The organism is Acinetobacter sp. YH12094 (assembly GCF_013419295.1).
Taxonomy (GTDB): Bacteria; Pseudomonadota; Gammaproteobacteria; order Pseudomonadales; family Moraxellaceae; genus Acinetobacter; species Acinetobacter amyesii.
Genome location: NZ_VPAK01000016.1, coordinates 56787 through 73849 on the forward strand (window position 1 = coordinate 56787; position 17063 = coordinate 73849).

The following is a 17063-nucleotide window of genomic DNA, read 5'->3' on the forward strand; positions in this document are numbered from 1 at the left end:
TTGGCTATTTGATGTGTCTAGTATTCAAAATAACAGTTCAAAAGTAAAATCTCAGTTGTAACAAGTGTTTAACGATATTCTGTTACAATTTCAACTCAGAATGATATCGTATTGCTCTTGCGTATATAAATTTTCCACTTGGAACTTGATCACACGACTAATAAAGTGCTCTAAATCAGCCACTGCAGGTGCTTCAGCAGTTAACAATCGGTCAATCACCGACGGATGTGCCACCACAGTGAAACCACTTTGTGATTCATAAGCACGTGCATATCTCAAGATTTCACGGAAAATTTCATAGCAAACTGTTTCAGCCGTTTTCACATAACCACGCCCCTGACAGGTCGGACAAGAATCACAAAGCAGATGCTCCAGAGATTCACGGGTGCGTTTACGCGTCATTTCCACCAAACCCAGCTCAGACACTTGAGTGATCTTGGTTTTGGCATGATCGCGCTCGAGCATTTTCTCAAACTGGCTCATCACTTCTTCTCGATGATGTGCTTCTTGCATATCAATGAAGTCAATAATGATAATCCCGCCCAAGTTACGTAGTCGAAGCTGACGTGCAATGACCTGTGTGGCTTCCATATTGGTTTTAAACACAGTGTCTTCAAGTGAACGACCACCGACGTAGGAGCCAGTATTGACATCAATCGTGGTCATCGCTTCAGTTTGATCGATCATCAGATAACCGCCAGATTTAAGTGCTACACGTGTCTGTAAGGCTTTCTGAATATCTTCTTCGACATTGTACAAGTCAAAAATTGGACGCTCACCCGGATAATGCAGTAAGCGATTTTGCATACTCGGTACAAATTCTTGGACAAATTCTTGCAATTTGCCATGCACTTCGCGTGAGTCGACCTGAATTTTAGACGTCTCTTCATTAGCCAAATCACGGATGACGCGTTGTGGTAAAGGTAGCTCTTCAAAAATCAAAGATGGCACAACAATACTGCGTTGTTTACGTTGTATGTATTCCCACAGTTTTGCTAAATAGGCCATGTCCTGCGCAATTTCACATTCAGGAATACCTTCAGCAGCAGTACGAACGATGACTGAACCCGGTAAATTGTGTTCCTTTTGAATGTGTTCAATCATGCTACGCAAGCGATCACGTTCTTCTTCAGACTCAATGCGCTGTGAAACACCGGTATGACTACCATATGGCATTAAAACGAGGTAACGGGAAGGAATAGAAAGATCAGTCGATAGTCGTGCACCTTTGGTACCCAACATATCTTTCATGACTTGTACGGTGAGTACTTGCCCCGGCTGTAACAGCTCAAAAACGTTCGGGGTCGGTTGATTGCGCTGCCAGACCATATCATTGATATGTAAAAAAGCCGTTCTCGACAATCCAATATCAATAAAAGCAGCCTGCATACCCGGAAGCACACGAACAACTTTCCCTTTATAAATATTGCCCACTAACCCACGCTTCACGGTGCGTTCAACAAATAATTCATTGACCGTACCGTTTTGAATCAACGCCACACGACATTCCATCGGTGTGACGTTAATCAACAACTCGTCAGACATATCAAAACTCAAAACATTATAAAAATTCTTGTGTTGCAGCAGTTAATTTAATGCCTTAACTGTCTGTAATAACTGTACGGTTTCATGCAAAGGCAGCCCAACGACATTGCTGTAGCTCCCTTCAATACAAGGAATATAGCGCGCAGCAATTCCTTGAATAGCATAGGCTCCCGCCTTGCCGATTGGTTCACCTGTTGCCCAGTAGCTTTCCATGTCAGCTAGACTCAGCGTTTGAAATTCAACCTGTGTACGTACTACTATACTGTATATTTGATCTTTTGTACTGACACAAACACCTGAAAACACATCATGTTTTCGTCCAGAGATCATTTCCCACATAGAAAAAGCATGTGCTTTAGACGCTGGTTTTCCTAAAATGTGCTCATCTACGCCTAAACTGGTATCGGCGGCAATAACGATAGCATTAGGGAATTGTTGTTGTACTGCGCAAGCTTTGGCACGTGCTAAACGCTCTACATAATCCGCTACAGGTTCTCCTTCCAACACGGACTCATCAATATCTGGACTGAAAATGTCAAATTCCAGACCTAATTGTTGCAATAGTTCGCGTCGTCGAGGAGAACTCGAAGCTAAAATTATATGCGCCATTTTTTCAGGAAGTAATACATGATTGGCCAAATGAGTAAGCTAGTTACAATTGGCTGCCAATGGCGAGCAAATGAAAACTGTGCCCCACCCATCACTTGAACAATCCACACAAACAGTAAATGCGCGAAAATTGCCATTGCAGCAATAATCCATAAATTACCAAATGTGAGAATACGACGTTCACGGGTTAAAAAGCGTGTCACAAATGCAATGACCACAAAACTCAGTGCGTTCATGCCAAAAGGCGCATCAGTTAATAAGTCCGTAAAGAGACCTGTGGCAAATGCAAACCAAACACCGCACCATGTCGGCTGACAGAGTACCCAAAATAGCATGATCATCATCATGAATAATGGGCGCCAACCCGATAGGTCATAAGAAAGCGGATACACCATCAGCACGGATGCCAAAATGATGGAAAAGATAATCGGAAATAATGGGTCGCGCTCTGTATGACGACTAAGCTTAGCGAGTGACATGCGGTTGCTCCATCGCTAATGAATCGGAAAATAGCACAACCACATGATGACCACCTGCCAATTGGGCAGCAGGATTGATATCAATTTGGGCAAATTCACCGCTATTGTGACGACTGACTTTCGACACTGTCCCCACCAAATATCCTGCTGGGAAATGTGCACCTAGCCCTGAGCTATAGACTTTTTCACCGACTTTGATATTGGCACTGGTTGGCACGTATTCCATCTTAAGTCGACCTAAGTCACCTGTACCCGTAACGATTGCGCGCATACCGGTATGCTCCATCCGCACGGATAAAGAGTGCTCTTTGTCTGAGAGCAACATGACACGGCTACTATGTGGGTAAACATTGATAATTTGCCCCATAATACCCTTGTCATCGAGTACAGTTTGTCCCACTTTAAGCTGACTGCTGGCTCCGCGGTTAATCACAATAATATGACGTAAGGGATCAGCATCGGTACCAATGACTTCGGCAATCTCCATACGACCATCAATAATGAGTGGCGTATCGAGCAGTCCACGCAGTCGAGTATTTTCAGCAGAAAGTTCAGATAGTTTCTGTAAACGGACTTGAGCCTGAATTAGCTCTGCTTGCATCGCGGTATTTTCACGACGTAATTGAGCTTCAGACTTGGTTTGTTGATTCAGCCATTCTCGCGATAACACTGGATAGCTTGCAAGGGCATAAATTGGATTATATGCCGCATACAAGACGTCTCTGGCCGGTTGAATTACATGCGGCATGCGCCAATCAAAGAAAAGCACCACCAAGCATGTAATCACCGCAATGATAAATGAGCGAAAAGATGGCGGTTGTCTTGAAAACAGTTGCGTTTGCACCCGCCGAGTCCTTTTCTTAGCCTACAAATAACATGTCATGATTTGGGTTATCGAAGAATTCGAGAACCTTACCGCCACCACGTGTAACACATGATAGTGGATCTTCTGCAACCACTACAGGAAGACCTGTTTCTTTTGCAAGAAGCTTATCAAGATTGCGAAGTAATGCACCGCCACCAGTCAACACAATACCGCGTTCTGCGATGTCTGAAGACAACTCAGGTGGCGTTTGCTCTAGTGCAGATTTAACCGCAGACACAATGTTTTGTAGTGGATCAGAAATCGCTTGAGTCACTTCATCAGAAGTGACAGTAATCGCACGAGGTACACCTTCTGCCAAGTTACGACCACGGACTTCGATTTCCAAAGGTTTTGCACCTTCTTCTGGAAGCGCCATACCCACTTCTTTTTTGATGTTTTCTGCAGTGGTTTCACCAATCACACAACCATGTGCTTTACGCACGTAGTTAATGATTTGTTCATCAAATACATCACCACCGATACGTAGTGAGTCTGCATAGACACAACCTTGAAGTGAAATGATCGCGATTTCAGTTGTACCACCACCAACATCGACAACCATCGAACCACAGGCTTGCTCAACAGGCATACCTGCACCAATTGCAGCAGCCATTGGCTCTTCAATTAAGCGAACTTCACGTGCACCTGCATTGTATACAGCTTCACGGATTGCACGGCGTTCCACCAACGTCGATTTACATGGCACACACACCACGACACGCGGTGCAGGTGGGAACAAACGTTTTTCGTGCACTTTGCCAATGAATTGATTCAACATCGTTTCAGTGACTTCAAAATCTGCAATCACCCCATCTTTCATTGGGCGAATCGCAGAAATATTTGCAGGTGTACGACCTAGCATTTGCTTCGCGTCAAGACCTACTGCGGCAACGATTTTTTGTGAACCACTGTGGCGAATTGCCACCACCGTCGGTTCATTTAATATAATGCCTCGTCCTGGCGCATAGATAAGTGTATTTGCAGTGCCTAAATCAATGGCAAGATCCGGCGAAAACAAGCCAATTAGTCGTTTTAGAATCACGGGGACGTTCTCAGTTAAACTTTTATATGGACGCAAGGTGGCAACTTTAACTAAATGTGATGATTTGAACAAGTCAATCGCTTATTATAAGCCACGATATTTTGAATTTTTTTAATACTGATTAGGTAATGTTATGTCTACATCGGATGCACAGCATTCTGCAGATCTAAATGCACAAACAGTTTCAGCGATTGCCCATCTGGCTCGATTGTCGCTAGATGAAGCGCAATCTGCTGACTATGCTCAAAGTTTAAATAAAATTTTAGGCATGATGGAAACCCTGAAAGGCATCGATACTGACGGTGTTGAACCACTAAAAAGTCCATTCGACAATCCACAGCCCTTACGTGAAGACGTGGTATCTGAGACCAATCATCGCGAAGCATATCAAGCAGTTGCTCCTGCCGTACAGGATGGCTTGTACCTTGTTCCGCGTGTGATTGAATAATTTTTATTCAGATCAACATTTTTTCAAATTAAACGTAAAGAAATATTTCTCATGACAGATTTACATCGCTTATCAATTCGTGAATTGTCTGAAGGTTTGGCTGGCGCTAAATTTTCTTCACGCGAATTGACTGAACACTATTTAAAACGCATTGAAAAAATCGATGCTCAAGTCAAGTCATACGTGACCGTGACAGCTGAACAAGCACTTGCGCAAGCAGATGCGGCTGATGCTGCAATTAAAGCAGGCAATGCAAGTGCGTTGACCGGTGTACCAATTGCACATAAAGATATTTTCTGTACCCAAGGCATTAAAACCACTGCTGGTTCTAAAATGCTGGACAATTTTATCTCTCCTTACGACGCGACCGTTGTAGCGAAAGGTAAAGCTGCGGGCCTTGTCACTTTAGGTAAAGTGAACATGGATGAATTCGCCATGGGTTCAACCTCTGAAAATTCATTTTATGGCGCGACTGCGAACCCGTGGAACTTAAACCATGTTCCCGGTGGTTCTTCAGGCGGTTCTGCGGCAGCGGTAGCAGCTGATCTTGCGCCGTTCGCAACAGGTACAGATACCGGTGGTTCAATCCGTCAACCTGCATCTTTCTGTGGTCTAACAGGCCTTAAACCGACGTATGGTCGTGTGTCACGCTTCGGTATGATCGCGTATGCATCATCTTTAGACCAAGGCGGCCCAATGGCACGTTCGGCTGAAGACTGTGCTTACCTCATGAACGTGATGGCAGGTCATGACGCGAAAGATTCAACTTCGGTTGAAAAAGACGTCGATAACTATGTAGCGAACCTCAACAGCACTTCAGTAAAAGGCTTACGCATCGGTATTCCGAAACAGTACTTTAATGTTGCTGGTTTAGATGCAGACGTGAAAGCACGTGTTGAAGAATCGTTGAAAAAGCTTGAAGAAATGGGCGCAATCTTGGTTGAGATTGACCTGAACATGACTGAAAGCTACGTACCAACGTATTACTTGATTGCCCCTGCTGAAGCATCGTCTAACTTATCTCGTTTCGACGGTGTACGTTATGGCTACCGTGCAGAAAATCCAGTTGATTTGATGGATCTTTACAAGCGTTCACGCTCTGAAGGTTTTGGTAAAGAAGTTCAACAACGTATTTTGATTGGTACTTACGCGCTGTCTGCGGGTTACTACGATGCTTATTATGTGAAAGCACAAAAAGTACGTCGTTTAATTCAACAAGATTTCTTAAAAGCATTTGAATCTGTAGACGTGATTGCTGCTCCTGCTGCACCAACGACTGCATATAAAATTGGTGCAAACCTGTCTCCTGTAGAAATGTACTTAGGCGACATCTACACCATCGCAGTGAACTTGGCAGGTCTGCCTGCGATTAACGCGCCTGTTGGTTTTGACAAAGACAACTTGCCTGTTGGCTTACAGCTGATTGGTAACTACTGGTCAGAGTCTCAATTGTTGTCTGTGGTGCATCAGTACCAACAAGCAACCGATTGGCATACACAACGCGCTGCAATTGCTGAGGAGAATGCATAATGGCTAAAAACGCTGCTAAACCAAAATCTAACCTGATTGATGGTTGGGAAGTGGTGATTGGTATTGAGATTCACACTCAGCTTGCGACCAATACTAAAATTTTCTCAGGCTCATCTACCACATTTGGTCAAGACCCAAATACACAAGCGAGCCTTGTTGATTTGGCAATGCCTGGCGTATTGCCAGTACTCAACAAAGAAGTAGTTGATCTTGCGATTCGCTTTGGTTTGGGTATCGATGCTTACATCGACCAAGCTTCTGTATTTGCACGTAAAAACTATTTCTACCCTGACTCTCCAAAAGGCTACCAAATCAGCCAAATGGACAACCCGATTGTGGGCTTGGGTCATATCGACATTCAACTTGAAGATGGTACGGTTAAGCGCATTGGTGTAACCCGTGCTCACCTTGAGGAAGATGCTGGTAAATCGATCCATGACCAATTTGAAGGTCAATCTGGTATCGATTTAAACCGTGCAGGTACGCCACTGCTTGAAATCGTATCTGAACCTGATATGCGTTCGGTTGAAGAAGCGGTTGCTTATATTAAAGCGATTCACACCCTTGTGCGTTGGTTAGGCATTTCTGACGGTAACATGGCAGAAGGTTCGTTCCGTGCGGACTGTAACGTGTCACTACGTCGTCCGGGTCAACCATTTGGTACGCGCTGCGAGTTGAAAAACTTGAACTCATTCCGTTTCATTGAGCAAGCGATTAACGTAGAAATTGAACGTCAAATGGAAATCTTGGAATGGGATGGCACCATTGATCAAGAAACACGTTTATTCGACCCTGTGAAGATGGAAACGCGTTCAATGCGTTCTAAAGAAGAAGCGAACGATTACCGCTACTTCCCAGACCCTGACTTGTTACCTGTGATCATTGCAGACGTTCAAATTGAAGCGGCACGTGCTGCATTGCCTGAGTTGCCTGCTGCACGCCGTGCGCGTTTTGTAGCTGACTTTGGCGTGACTGAGTACGATGCTCACGTGCTTACGCTTACTCGTGAAATGTCAGAGTTTTATGAAGACGTGGTGAAAGCTGCTGGCGGTGCCGCTCAAGGTAAAGTGGCTGCAAACTGGGTGATGGGCGAATTCTCAGGTGCTTTAAACAAAGCGGGCTTCGAGCTTCATGACTCTCCTGTATCTGCTGAAAAACTTGGCGGTATGATCGCGCGTATTGTGGACAACACCATTAACGGTAAGATTGCAAAGCAAGTGTTCGGCTTTATGTGGGAAGAAGGCAAAACTGCGGACGAGATTATTGCTGAAAAAGGCTTGAAACAGGAAACTGATACAGGCGCGATTGAAGCGATTATTAAAGACGTACTTACTGCTAACGAGAAGATGGTTGAAGAGTATAAATCTGGTAAAGAGAAAGCTTTCAACGGTTTAGTTGGTCAAGTAATGAAAGCAGCGAAAGGTAAAGCAAACCCTGCTCAAGTGAATGAATTGATGAAGAAATTGATTGGTTGATTTATTCACTAATTAATTGATTTCATGTTATAAAAACCTCGCTTAATGCGGGGTTTTTTATATTATGTCTTATGCTATCACACATGAAATAATTGATATCGATCAACAAATCGAAATTATAAAAATCAAACGTCAAAATATGAAGGAATATGAAGAACAATTTATACATCATAAATCTATAGAACATTTCTATGACTGTCTTAGAGATTTAAAACCTGAGGATAATTTTTTAATCTCACAAATCTATGGTAAAGGACGAGATACTGCCATTGCGTTGAACAGTATTATATTTGACTCAACATTCCCACCAAACACACCAACGCTAAAACAGCTAGTAGATCATTTATCGTTGAATCTCGAATACCATAAAGGTATTTGCGAAAGCACATATAAAGCTGTTGAGAAAAGAATTCATGAACTTGAATTTTACGATTGGTCTATCGTTGAGATGATTAACATTTGCAAATATATATGTGCAGATATCGATCAAGTTTCGGATATATTAAACTTACTTAAACAAACAAAAACATATCGACTTCAGAAAGGTATTCTAAAAATGGATGATATAGATAATGCTATGAAAACCATCCCAACAATTCAAAACAATTACTCTGGCACATTTCAACAGAGTCAATTTCAAAGTGGAGCTAATAGCACCATGAATATTAATCAAATCAACAACCAAGCCTTACAACAAGTTTGTAAGCAAATTCGAGACGTTATAAATAGTTCTCAAGAACTTACATCAATAAAACAGACTTTAAATACAGACATAAATAATTTTGAAAATGCACAAACTAGCACCGAAAGAAAATCAGCATTTGAATCTCTTTTATCAAATAGCTCATCAATTGCAACTCTTTGGTCTGCTTTAGCACCATATATTCCTGAATTAACAAAATATCTAGGATAGTTTTTAAGTAAAATTCTTATGACCAACAAAAAATATCCTCTATCGTTAAACTTGAAGATTTAGAACGCATTCCACTTATAAAATCATTTTTATGCGTGATTAGCACCCTCACCCCAGCCCTCTCCTAAAGGGAGAGGGAGAAATTATTACCAATTAAATACATTTATAAAATTAATATTGGAAGTTCCCTCTCCTTTAAGGAGAGGGTTAGGGAGAGGTAAATATTTAATTTTCAAAATTTTAAACATACAATCAATAAAACACTTCACACCAAAAATAACATGACCATCAAAAAAGCATCCTCAATTGGCAAACTTGAAGACTTAGGACGTATCCAACTTTCAAAGTCATTTTTTATGCGCGATTTCCTCTATAGCGAAATCGCAAATTGGTACGGTGTACCTAACTTCCCCGACCATCCTGACATTGCGATTCGTATGGGCTCAAAACTCTGCGAAGAACTACTTGAACCACTGCAAGAAAAGTTTGGACGTATTGCCATTCGCTCCGCTTATCGCTCACCAAGCGTCAATCAACTTGGCAACGAAAAAGGACATAACTGCGCGAGTAATGAAAAAAACTTTGCAAGCCATATTTGGGACTATCCTGACGCAAAAGGCTACGGTGCAACGGCGTGTATTATCATTCCCTCACTCATCGATTTAATTGAAAAAGACCCAAATAATTGGAAACAGATTGCATATTGGATTCACAATCACTTGCCATACAGTCATCTAGAATTTTTTAAAAAAGAAAATACGTTTTGTGCATTCAATATCGGTTGGCATGAGAAACCACTTAAAGAGATCAATAGCTATGTCACAGGATCTAAAGGCAAGCTGAAAGTAACTCATGAACCAAATCTAGACTATGAAAAATTTTATCCTGATTTGCTGTGATTTATCCCTCTCCCAATGGGAGAGGGAGCTTTCAAAGTGAATAAATACTTAAACGATTTTTTGGATATCCCCCCTCTCCTTTTAGGAGATAAGCAGCAGTGCTGCGCAAGGGAGAGGTAAATATTTAACTTTTTAAAACTTTGTGAAAAACACTAAAGTCATTAATAATTGATAACAGCTAGCCTACTAGACTCATCATAATTTGAACTATAACCATCCATAACTTTTTATAAATCTAAATAAAAATATACAACTAAAGAATTTACAGCCTGCTTAAAACTGTCATTTCAATATGCTAAGGTAAATGAAAAATTGATATAAATCATATTTCAACAGAGGGTTACATCATGTCAAAACAAATTCTTATGCTTGTAGGTGACTATGCTGAAGACTACGAAACCATGGTACCTTTTCAGTTTTTAGTTGGTCTTGGTTATACCGTTCATGCCGTTTGCCCTGACAAAAAAGCCGGTGACAACATTGCCACAGCGATTCATGATTTTGAAGGTGAACAAACCTATAGCGAAAAACGCGGTCATAACTTTACCATTAACTATGACTTTGATGCAGTTAACTCGGATAACTATGTCGGCTTAGTGATTCCGGGTGGTCGTGCACCTGAATATTTACGTATGAATGCACGTGTGATTGAAATCGTACGCGAATTTGACGCAGCGAAAAAACCGATTGCAGCGGTTTGTCATGGTGCGCAAATTTTGGCGGCAGCCAATGTACTGAAAGGCCGTACATGTTCCGCTTATCCTGCATGTGCCGCCGAAGTTAAACTGGCTGGCGGTCAGTATGCAGATATTGCAGTCACGGATGCAGTGACCGACGGTCATTTAGTTACTGCTCCTGCTTGGCCTGCTCACCCTGCGTGGATGGCGCAATTTGTTAAAGCATTAGGCGCGACGATTACCATTTAATGCTTGAGTCACCAAACTAAAACGCATTGGATCATCATCCATTTAGGGTGAATCCATAAAAAATGCTCCTTGTATAAAAGGAGCATTTTTTATTTACTCAAAATAAAATTAACGAACCACACCTAACTTATTCCAAATTTCTGGGGTTAAAAATTTAGTCACCAATTTATTCAAATCGACATAACGGAGTACGCCTTGTAATTGTTGTTTAATTTCAGGCGTCTTTAATATTTCATCCCCCGTGATACTACCAAGCTCTTGAAAACTTTCGCCTACAGCCTGTAGACCGTCGGCTTTAATTACGGCCTGCGTTTGCGTAGAACATTGCTCAACCAAGATTCGCTGCATCACTTGAGCCAGATTTTTATCGAGTTGCGTTTTTTGCGCATCGCTGACATTACTGTATTGTTTTAAATCTGGATGCGCTGCCAAGGCAGAAAAGGTCCATTGCAAAACCGTGGTTTTATCTGCGGCAGTGGTCGATTTCACTAAACATTGACTGAGCTGATCGACCGTCGGACTCGCTAAACTCACTTGCGTCGTCCCAAGCATCATGAGCGTCAATAAAGCTAAACCTGCAGGTCGTGAAAAACGTAGATGTAATTTTTTAGATAAACCGTAAGCCATAGACCAAACTCCCAAAACTTGAGTCACCTTTGTATCATGAAGTACTGTATTTGCTGTTTGGTCTATGTAACTCAACTATTCATTTTTGCTAGTCGGTGCATAGATGAGAGGATGAATCGTTGGCCTTCTATTCCAATACCAGTAAAAATGTCCATGGGTATCGAGCAAACTATGGGTAGTCAATGTCGATTTATTGCTGTCACCTCGCCAACAGGCAAGTGCTGCATTACGGTTGTTATGTAGGTCAATAAACTCGGGATTCGAATATTTGGGTTTCGCAGGAATATATAAAGCATCTCCGGGATTGACCCATAAATCTGCCAAGTAAATCTTACCTAGATTTGGGAAATAACGCCCAACGGAGATGACCAGAGGCAATTGATCCTGATCTGTCGCGCTAAAAATATGCGGAAAGTCATGATGTTCTAAATCAGTAATGACAAATGGCGTTAAAGTTTTACAGCCATTTAAATTTGATGTTGCATTTTCATAAGGCAAATAATGCCCTGCCATCATGCCGTATTCATAATGAATTTCTGACAGTCGTTTTTGATTTGAATGAATCTGAATCGCTTCACCTGCATGGACTAGGGTGATACCAAAAGCTGCCGCGGTTTCTTTGGTTGCCACCAATGGCATAAACTCGAAGTGTTGCCCTTCAAAATCAAGCTCCGTTTGCTCCCCCCAATTGGTAATTTTAGTCGAAATTTCAGAAGGAACCTCGTAGCCATTTCCCATCGTCATTTTCGCATTGGTGGCCGACTCGGTAATTAAATGAATCCCTGACCCAAGTGATGCTAAATATGTTGGATGCCCACGATCATTCAAAAAGAACGGTGTTTGCTCGATATTGACTGTAATTTCTGTCAATTCTCGGTCAAATAATGGTGCATTAAAATAAATTTCATTTACTGAACTCATGGTTTTTCCTTATTATTTTTTTAAATTTTATCTGAGTACATCATTGGATCAGGATAAAAGCCTATTTCCCCAAATAGCTTTTATCCTGTTGAAGTTTATTTCATACGATTCAACATATTTTTTGCCCCTGCATGGTTATAGTTGGTCGCTAAGTTTTGTAAGATGCCTTTTGCTCTTGCATTGGCGTTTGGATAACTTTTGCTATATGCAGGCACTGAGGTTAAGCATTTTGCAACGAGCATGCCTGATTCAGCATAGGCTCTATTGGCATTTGCACCATTTAATTTGCCATAGCTATAAGCGCGCTGTGCATTATTACAAGCGGTGACTTGATTTTTTCCGGCATTCAGGTCACGTCGTGCATTCACATATAAGCGCATTTGTATCTGTTGCGATGTTTCTGCAACTGGTTTCACTACAGGTTTTTTTTCAGGCTCTTTGGCTTTGGTTTCTTTTTTAGTCTCTACTTCTTTTTTTGCTTCCTCTTTCGCATTGCTTTTTGTTGTCGTTGCTTTTGCTTTGCTTGGTGTGGCTTTTTTAGCTACAGTTTCTTCTTGTTTATTATAGTTTTTGCGACGTTCTTCGGGTCCAATAATTGCTGTATACAAACTCACTAAGCGGGTTTCAGAACGGTCATTCGATTTACGCTCTGAAACGGGTTCAATAGCAACCATCCAACGTTGTCCATCTGCCTGACTACACTGAAACACACCTGTGCTTTGTTTTATACTGCTATAGGTCGCTAATAATTTACGACTCCATGCATTTTTGACTTGGTTCAAATTGCTTTTATTCAGTTGAATAAATTTGCCATTTTTGGCTTGGCAGTAACTGCTCATATTTTGCTTGGGTATGAGCGATTCTGCTTCCATATTTTTCTTTTGTGGTCCCCAATCATAGACGTATTCTTTCGCCTTCCCATTTGAGCTATTTAGCCCTTTTTGATTGATCACTTCTTGTGGTGATGCATAATGATTAAATGAATTTGGGTTTAAACTCTGCATGGTTGTACAACCATGTAATGCAAATCCAATACACCCCACCCATAACATTGCCTTTAAATTCACAGCAAAAATCTCAAAAATTTCACTTCTAAAAAATAGCGTAATTTAATGCCTTTCACAATTTTATAATCTTGATTTTATTTATTATTTTTATAAATTTAATCACTAAAATCGCATACGTTTGAGATGTATACATATGTTGTTCATTTTAATTTGATGAGTTTCACATTTTATTTGGATATAGAGGGTTTCTGGGAGCCATAAAAAAGAGCCTCCGAGGAGGCTCTTTTTTATTCATTTAATAATTACCAAATGATTTGATTTTTATTGATCAATTCCTGAAGAGTTACATCAGTATTGTTCAAGATCACAAGACCTGTATAGTTGCTTATACCAAGTGTAGGTCCATCGACATCTACACTGACTTTAACATTTTCACCATCTTGTTCAAGTTTGACATATTGACCAATATTCTGTGCTGTTAACGGCGTAGTAATGTCTTTGAACAAACCTTGTAGATCCAGCGTATCGCCTTCATTTACATTATAGTCAGTCCATACATCATTTCCAGTCAGAGTTGTATTTCCACCCGCAGTTCCAGCTGCATTTAACAAGTCAAAGATGACTGTATCTGCACCAGTTCCTGTGTTGAATGTATCATTCCCCGCTGTACTCATTTCAACGATACCACTGCTATTGATCTGAGGCGTAACAGTTAATGTTGCCGTATCAGATGCGCCCGTCGGACCAACCAATGTATACTGAATCGTATCCGTTGCCGCATTTACTACATTACCCACAGCATCTGCTTGATAAACATAATCACCATTTCCTGAAATTGTCAGTACACCATGAGTAGTAGCAATAGTTTTGGTTTCACCGAACATAATTTCAGTCGTACCAATCACAATTTTGGTTGCATAGCCATCAACTGTATCAACTCCTGCACCATTGTCAGCATACAAGTTGCCCTGCACGATGTTTTGTGAAGAACTTGTATTGGTATCTGCAATCACAAAAGATGAACCATCTATCGCCACAGTAACCAGAGGTGCAACAGAGGACACTGGGATTATATTTGTACCCCAGTTCTGCGCGTCTTTAGTAACTGTATATTCTAAGTGGTATTTACCAGGTTGTTGATTTAACGCACTCAAGTTAATGGTGTGTAGCGTTTCTGCTAGCATCACACCTGCCGTATCAGCTGCCGTTGCACTAATATTTGTATAGCCAGCAACTGCTTGACCATCTTTATACAACGTATAAGTCACGGTGGTATCTGCACCACGAGTTACTACCGCCCCTGTTGAAATGGTAATTTGACCGTTGTTCAAATGACCAATATCAAAATCCAAACTGCCACTTTGTGTTGTCACACCCGTACCACTAGTAGCTTGTGCTGTTTGAGTATCGGCATGATCGATATGTGTAATCGCTTTCGCTGTATTAATCACTACAGTTCCAGCATCATCATTTGCATCTACAACACCAGTCACATCTGGACTACCTATATTGATAATCAATTGCGCTGAATTGTTAGCCGCATTTGTATCATTAGGATCAGTGATCGTATAGTTAAATACTTCTTGCTTACCAATATTCGCGATATCGTTATTTGGCGTGTAAGTGTATTTACCTGTTGAATCAATAATTAATGTTCCATATTTACCAGCTATAGTAGTCTCACCGGTAGAAGCAACAATTGTTTCTACAGATTGACCATCCACCGAGACTTTAGAAACTACCGTATCTGTAGTTACCGTATCGTTACCCGCAGGATGATCTGCATCAGTTAGTACATTTCCAGTAATTTCTTGACCTTCAACTGTACCAATCTGAGTGTAATCATAATCAACAGCTGTTGCTGTGACTGTTGTTAAAAGACTTGCCGATACTACACTTTCGGAAGCTAAATAAACACGATATTCACCAGCGCCTAAATCAGTTGCTGTTACTTCCAACCGACCACTTAGAATATTCAAATCAAGGAAAGTTGCACCATCGGAACCATTACCAACATCTGTCCAGCTCTTAGTAGCTTCATCATATTTTTGAAGAATAATGGTTGGCTCACCAAATAATGTAAAATCAAGCAGTGATGTCACGCTAAAAGTTACATCTTGCTTATGACCATCTTCAATTTTAAATTCAACATTCGGTGTGCCTAAGAGTTTTAAATCAAGCCCCACCAACCCTACTGTTGCCAGTACAGTCCCGCTACCCTGCGCAATTCCCGTTGTTGTAACTGGGTTGACATCAATATCAGCATCTCGAACATCATCAACTGCAGAAACATCCGTATCAGAATCAGAATCGCTGTCAGAATCCGAGTCAGAGTCAGAATCCGAATCGCTGTCAGAGTCAGAATCCGAGTCACTGTCAGAATCAGAATCCGAGTCACTGTCAGAATCAGAATCCGAGTCACTGTCAGAGTCAGAATCCGAGTCACTGTCAGAGTCAGAATCCGAGTCACTGTCAGAATCAGAATCCGAGTCACTGTCAGAGTCAGAATCCGAGTCAGAGTCACTGTCAGAATCCGAGTCACTGTCAGAATCCGAGTCACTGTCAGAATCCGAGTCACTGTCAGAATCGCTGTCAGAGTCAGAATCAGAATCCGAGTCACTGTCAGAGTCAGAATCCGAGTCGCTGTCAGAATCCGAGTCACTGTCACTGTCAGAATCCGAGTCACTGTCAGAATCCGAGTCACTGTCAGAATCCGAGTCGCTGTCAGAGTCAGAATCCGAGTCACTGTCAGAGTCAGAATCCGAGTCGCTGTCAGAGTCAGAATCCGAGTCACTGTCAGAGTCAGAATCCGAGTCAGAGTCACTGTCAGAATCCGAGTCAGAGTCACTGTCAGAGTCAGAATCCGAGTCACTGTCAGAATCCGAGTCAGAGTCAGAATCAGAATCCGAGTCACTGTCAGAGTCAGAATCCGAGTCGCTGTCAGAGTCAGAATCCGAGTCACTGTCAGAGTCAGAATCCGAGTCGCTGTCAGAGTCAGAATCCGAGTCAGAGTCAGAGTCAGAGTCACTGTCAGAGTCAGAATCGCTGTCAGAGTCAGAATCCGAGTCAGAGTCAGAATCCGAGTCACTGTCAGAATCCGAGTCACTGTCAGAGTCAGAATCCGAGTCACTGTCAGAATCCGAGTCACTGTCAGAATCAGAATCAGAGTCACTGTCAGAATCCGAGTCAGAGTCACTGTCAGAATCAGAATCAGAGTCACTGTCAGAATCCGAGTCACTGTCAGAATCCGAGTCACTGTCAGAATCGCTGTCAGAGTCAGAATCCGAGTCGGCTTCGTCTAAAATTGGAGCCTTAACACTACTTGGATCAGATGTATTACCAGCTACATCAGTCAATACTACCGATACAGTTTCACCATCTACTAATGGATCGTCTAGTTCAACAACAAAATTACCGGTTGAATCTACTGTACCAGTACCAATCACATTACCATTAGCATCTTTAATTTCTACAGTAGCGCCTGGTTCACCCTTACCACTAATTTCTGAACCAGTATCGTTAAAGTCCAAATCTGATCGTTAAAGTCCAAATCTGTAGGAGCCGCTGGAGGTACATTATCCTCAAGCGTAGCTGTGCCTGTGCCTGTGTTTCCAGCAAGGTCCGTTGCTTCTACGGTATATGCACCCTCAGGGGCTGGTGCTGGGACAGTCGCTGTGAAGGTGCCGTCTGGATTAACCGTCACTGGAACTGGATTACCCGCTGGATCTTTAATGACTACTGTTGCACCTGGTTCAGTTTTACCTGTTACAGTCGCTG

The 17063-nt window shown here is 41.8% G+C and carries 16 protein-coding genes; 6 read left to right on the forward strand and 10 right to left on the reverse strand.

The window, feature by feature from the left end; genetic code table 11:
- Positions 1-90 precede the first annotated feature (90 nt).
- From rng to FTU34_RS12480, 5 genes are read right to left on the reverse strand one after another with little or no spacing between them, the layout of a single operon-like run.
- Positions 91-1545 (reverse strand): ribonuclease G, encoded by a 1455-nt coding sequence (gene rng, locus FTU34_RS12460; RefSeq protein WP_180035510.1) that lies wholly within the window; start codon positions 1543-1545, stop codon positions 91-93.
- 42 nt (positions 1546-1587) lie between these two features.
- A complete protein-coding gene (locus FTU34_RS12465) occupies positions 1588-2154 on the reverse strand; it encodes a Maf family nucleotide pyrophosphatase (RefSeq protein ID WP_180024201.1) in 567 nt (188 codons plus the stop codon).
- Entirely contained in the window at positions 2142-2633 is a 492-nt protein-coding gene (gene mreD / locus FTU34_RS12470) for a rod shape-determining protein MreD (RefSeq protein WP_180035509.1), read from the reverse strand. The genes FTU34_RS12465 and mreD overlap by 13 nt, the downstream gene beginning before the upstream one ends.
- Positions 2620-3477, reverse strand: coding sequence for a rod shape-determining protein MreC (mreC, locus tag FTU34_RS12475; protein ID WP_078189984.1), 858 nt, complete (start codon positions 3475-3477; stop codon positions 2620-2622). The genes mreD and mreC overlap by 14 nt, the downstream gene beginning before the upstream one ends.
- Before the next feature lie 16 nt (positions 3478-3493).
- Positions 3494-4540, reverse strand: a complete 1047-nt coding sequence (locus tag FTU34_RS12480) for a rod shape-determining protein (RefSeq protein ID WP_078193300.1) — start codon at positions 4538-4540, stop codon at positions 3494-3496.
- A gap of 133 nt (positions 4541-4673) precedes the next feature.
- Here FTU34_RS12480 and gatC point away from each other — a divergent pair, with 133 nt between their 5' ends.
- The 6 genes from gatC (at position 4674) to FTU34_RS12510 (ending at position 10731) form a co-directional block, all read left to right on the forward strand.
- Positions 4674-4988, forward strand: coding sequence for an Asp-tRNA(Asn)/Glu-tRNA(Gln) amidotransferase subunit GatC (gene gatC / locus FTU34_RS12485; protein WP_078189985.1), 315 nt, complete (start codon positions 4674-4676; stop codon positions 4986-4988).
- A gap of 51 nt (positions 4989-5039) precedes the next feature.
- Positions 5040-6518: an Asp-tRNA(Asn)/Glu-tRNA(Gln) amidotransferase subunit GatA gene (gene gatA / locus FTU34_RS12490; RefSeq protein WP_180035508.1), complete on the forward strand. Its 1479-nt coding sequence runs from the start codon at positions 5040-5042 to the stop codon at positions 6516-6518.
- Positions 6518-7993 (forward strand): Asp-tRNA(Asn)/Glu-tRNA(Gln) amidotransferase subunit GatB, encoded by a 1476-nt coding sequence (gene gatB, locus FTU34_RS12495; protein WP_180035507.1) that lies wholly within the window; start codon positions 6518-6520, stop codon positions 7991-7993. The genes gatA and gatB overlap by 1 nt, the downstream gene beginning before the upstream one ends.
- A gap of 64 nt (positions 7994-8057) precedes the next feature.
- Positions 8058-8906: a hypothetical protein gene (locus tag FTU34_RS12500; protein WP_180035506.1), complete on the forward strand. Its 849-nt coding sequence runs from the start codon at positions 8058-8060 to the stop codon at positions 8904-8906.
- Positions 8907-9187: 281 nt separating this feature from the next.
- Positions 9188-9805 carry a hypothetical protein gene (locus FTU34_RS12505; RefSeq protein WP_016659387.1) on the forward strand — a complete coding sequence of 206 codons (618 nt, stop codon included), beginning with the start codon at positions 9188-9190 and terminating at the stop codon, positions 9803-9805.
- A gap of 347 nt (positions 9806-10152) precedes the next feature.
- Entirely contained in the window at positions 10153-10731 is a 579-nt protein-coding gene (locus FTU34_RS12510) for a DJ-1/PfpI family protein (RefSeq protein WP_180035505.1), read from the forward strand.
- 108 nt (positions 10732-10839) lie between these two features.
- Here the strand turns inward: FTU34_RS12510 and FTU34_RS12515 are convergent, their stop codons facing one another.
- From FTU34_RS12515 to FTU34_RS12535, 5 genes are all read right to left on the reverse strand, one after another.
- Positions 10840-11286 (reverse strand): hypothetical protein, encoded by a 447-nt coding sequence (locus FTU34_RS12515; protein WP_257223236.1) that lies wholly within the window; start codon positions 11284-11286, stop codon positions 10840-10842.
- Between the two features lie 147 nt (positions 11287-11433).
- On the reverse strand, positions 11434-12279 hold the full coding sequence (locus FTU34_RS12520; RefSeq protein WP_180035503.1) for a hypothetical protein: 846 nt from the start codon (positions 12277-12279) through the stop codon (positions 11434-11436).
- Positions 12280-12374: 95 nt separating this feature from the next.
- Positions 12375-13346 carry a hypothetical protein gene (locus FTU34_RS12525; RefSeq protein WP_373686503.1) on the reverse strand — a complete coding sequence of 324 codons (972 nt, stop codon included), beginning with the start codon at positions 13344-13346 and terminating at the stop codon, positions 12375-12377.
- Positions 13347-13588: 242 nt separating this feature from the next.
- Positions 13589-16816: a BapA/Bap/LapF family large adhesin gene (locus FTU34_RS18055; protein WP_306670318.1), complete on the reverse strand. Its 3228-nt coding sequence runs from the start codon at positions 16814-16816 to the stop codon at positions 13589-13591.
- Positions 16756-17063 (reverse strand): Ig-like domain-containing protein (locus tag FTU34_RS12535; RefSeq protein ID WP_180112633.1); only part of this gene is annotated, 308 nt, incomplete at its 5' end. The genes FTU34_RS18055 and FTU34_RS12535, both read right to left, overlap by 61 nt.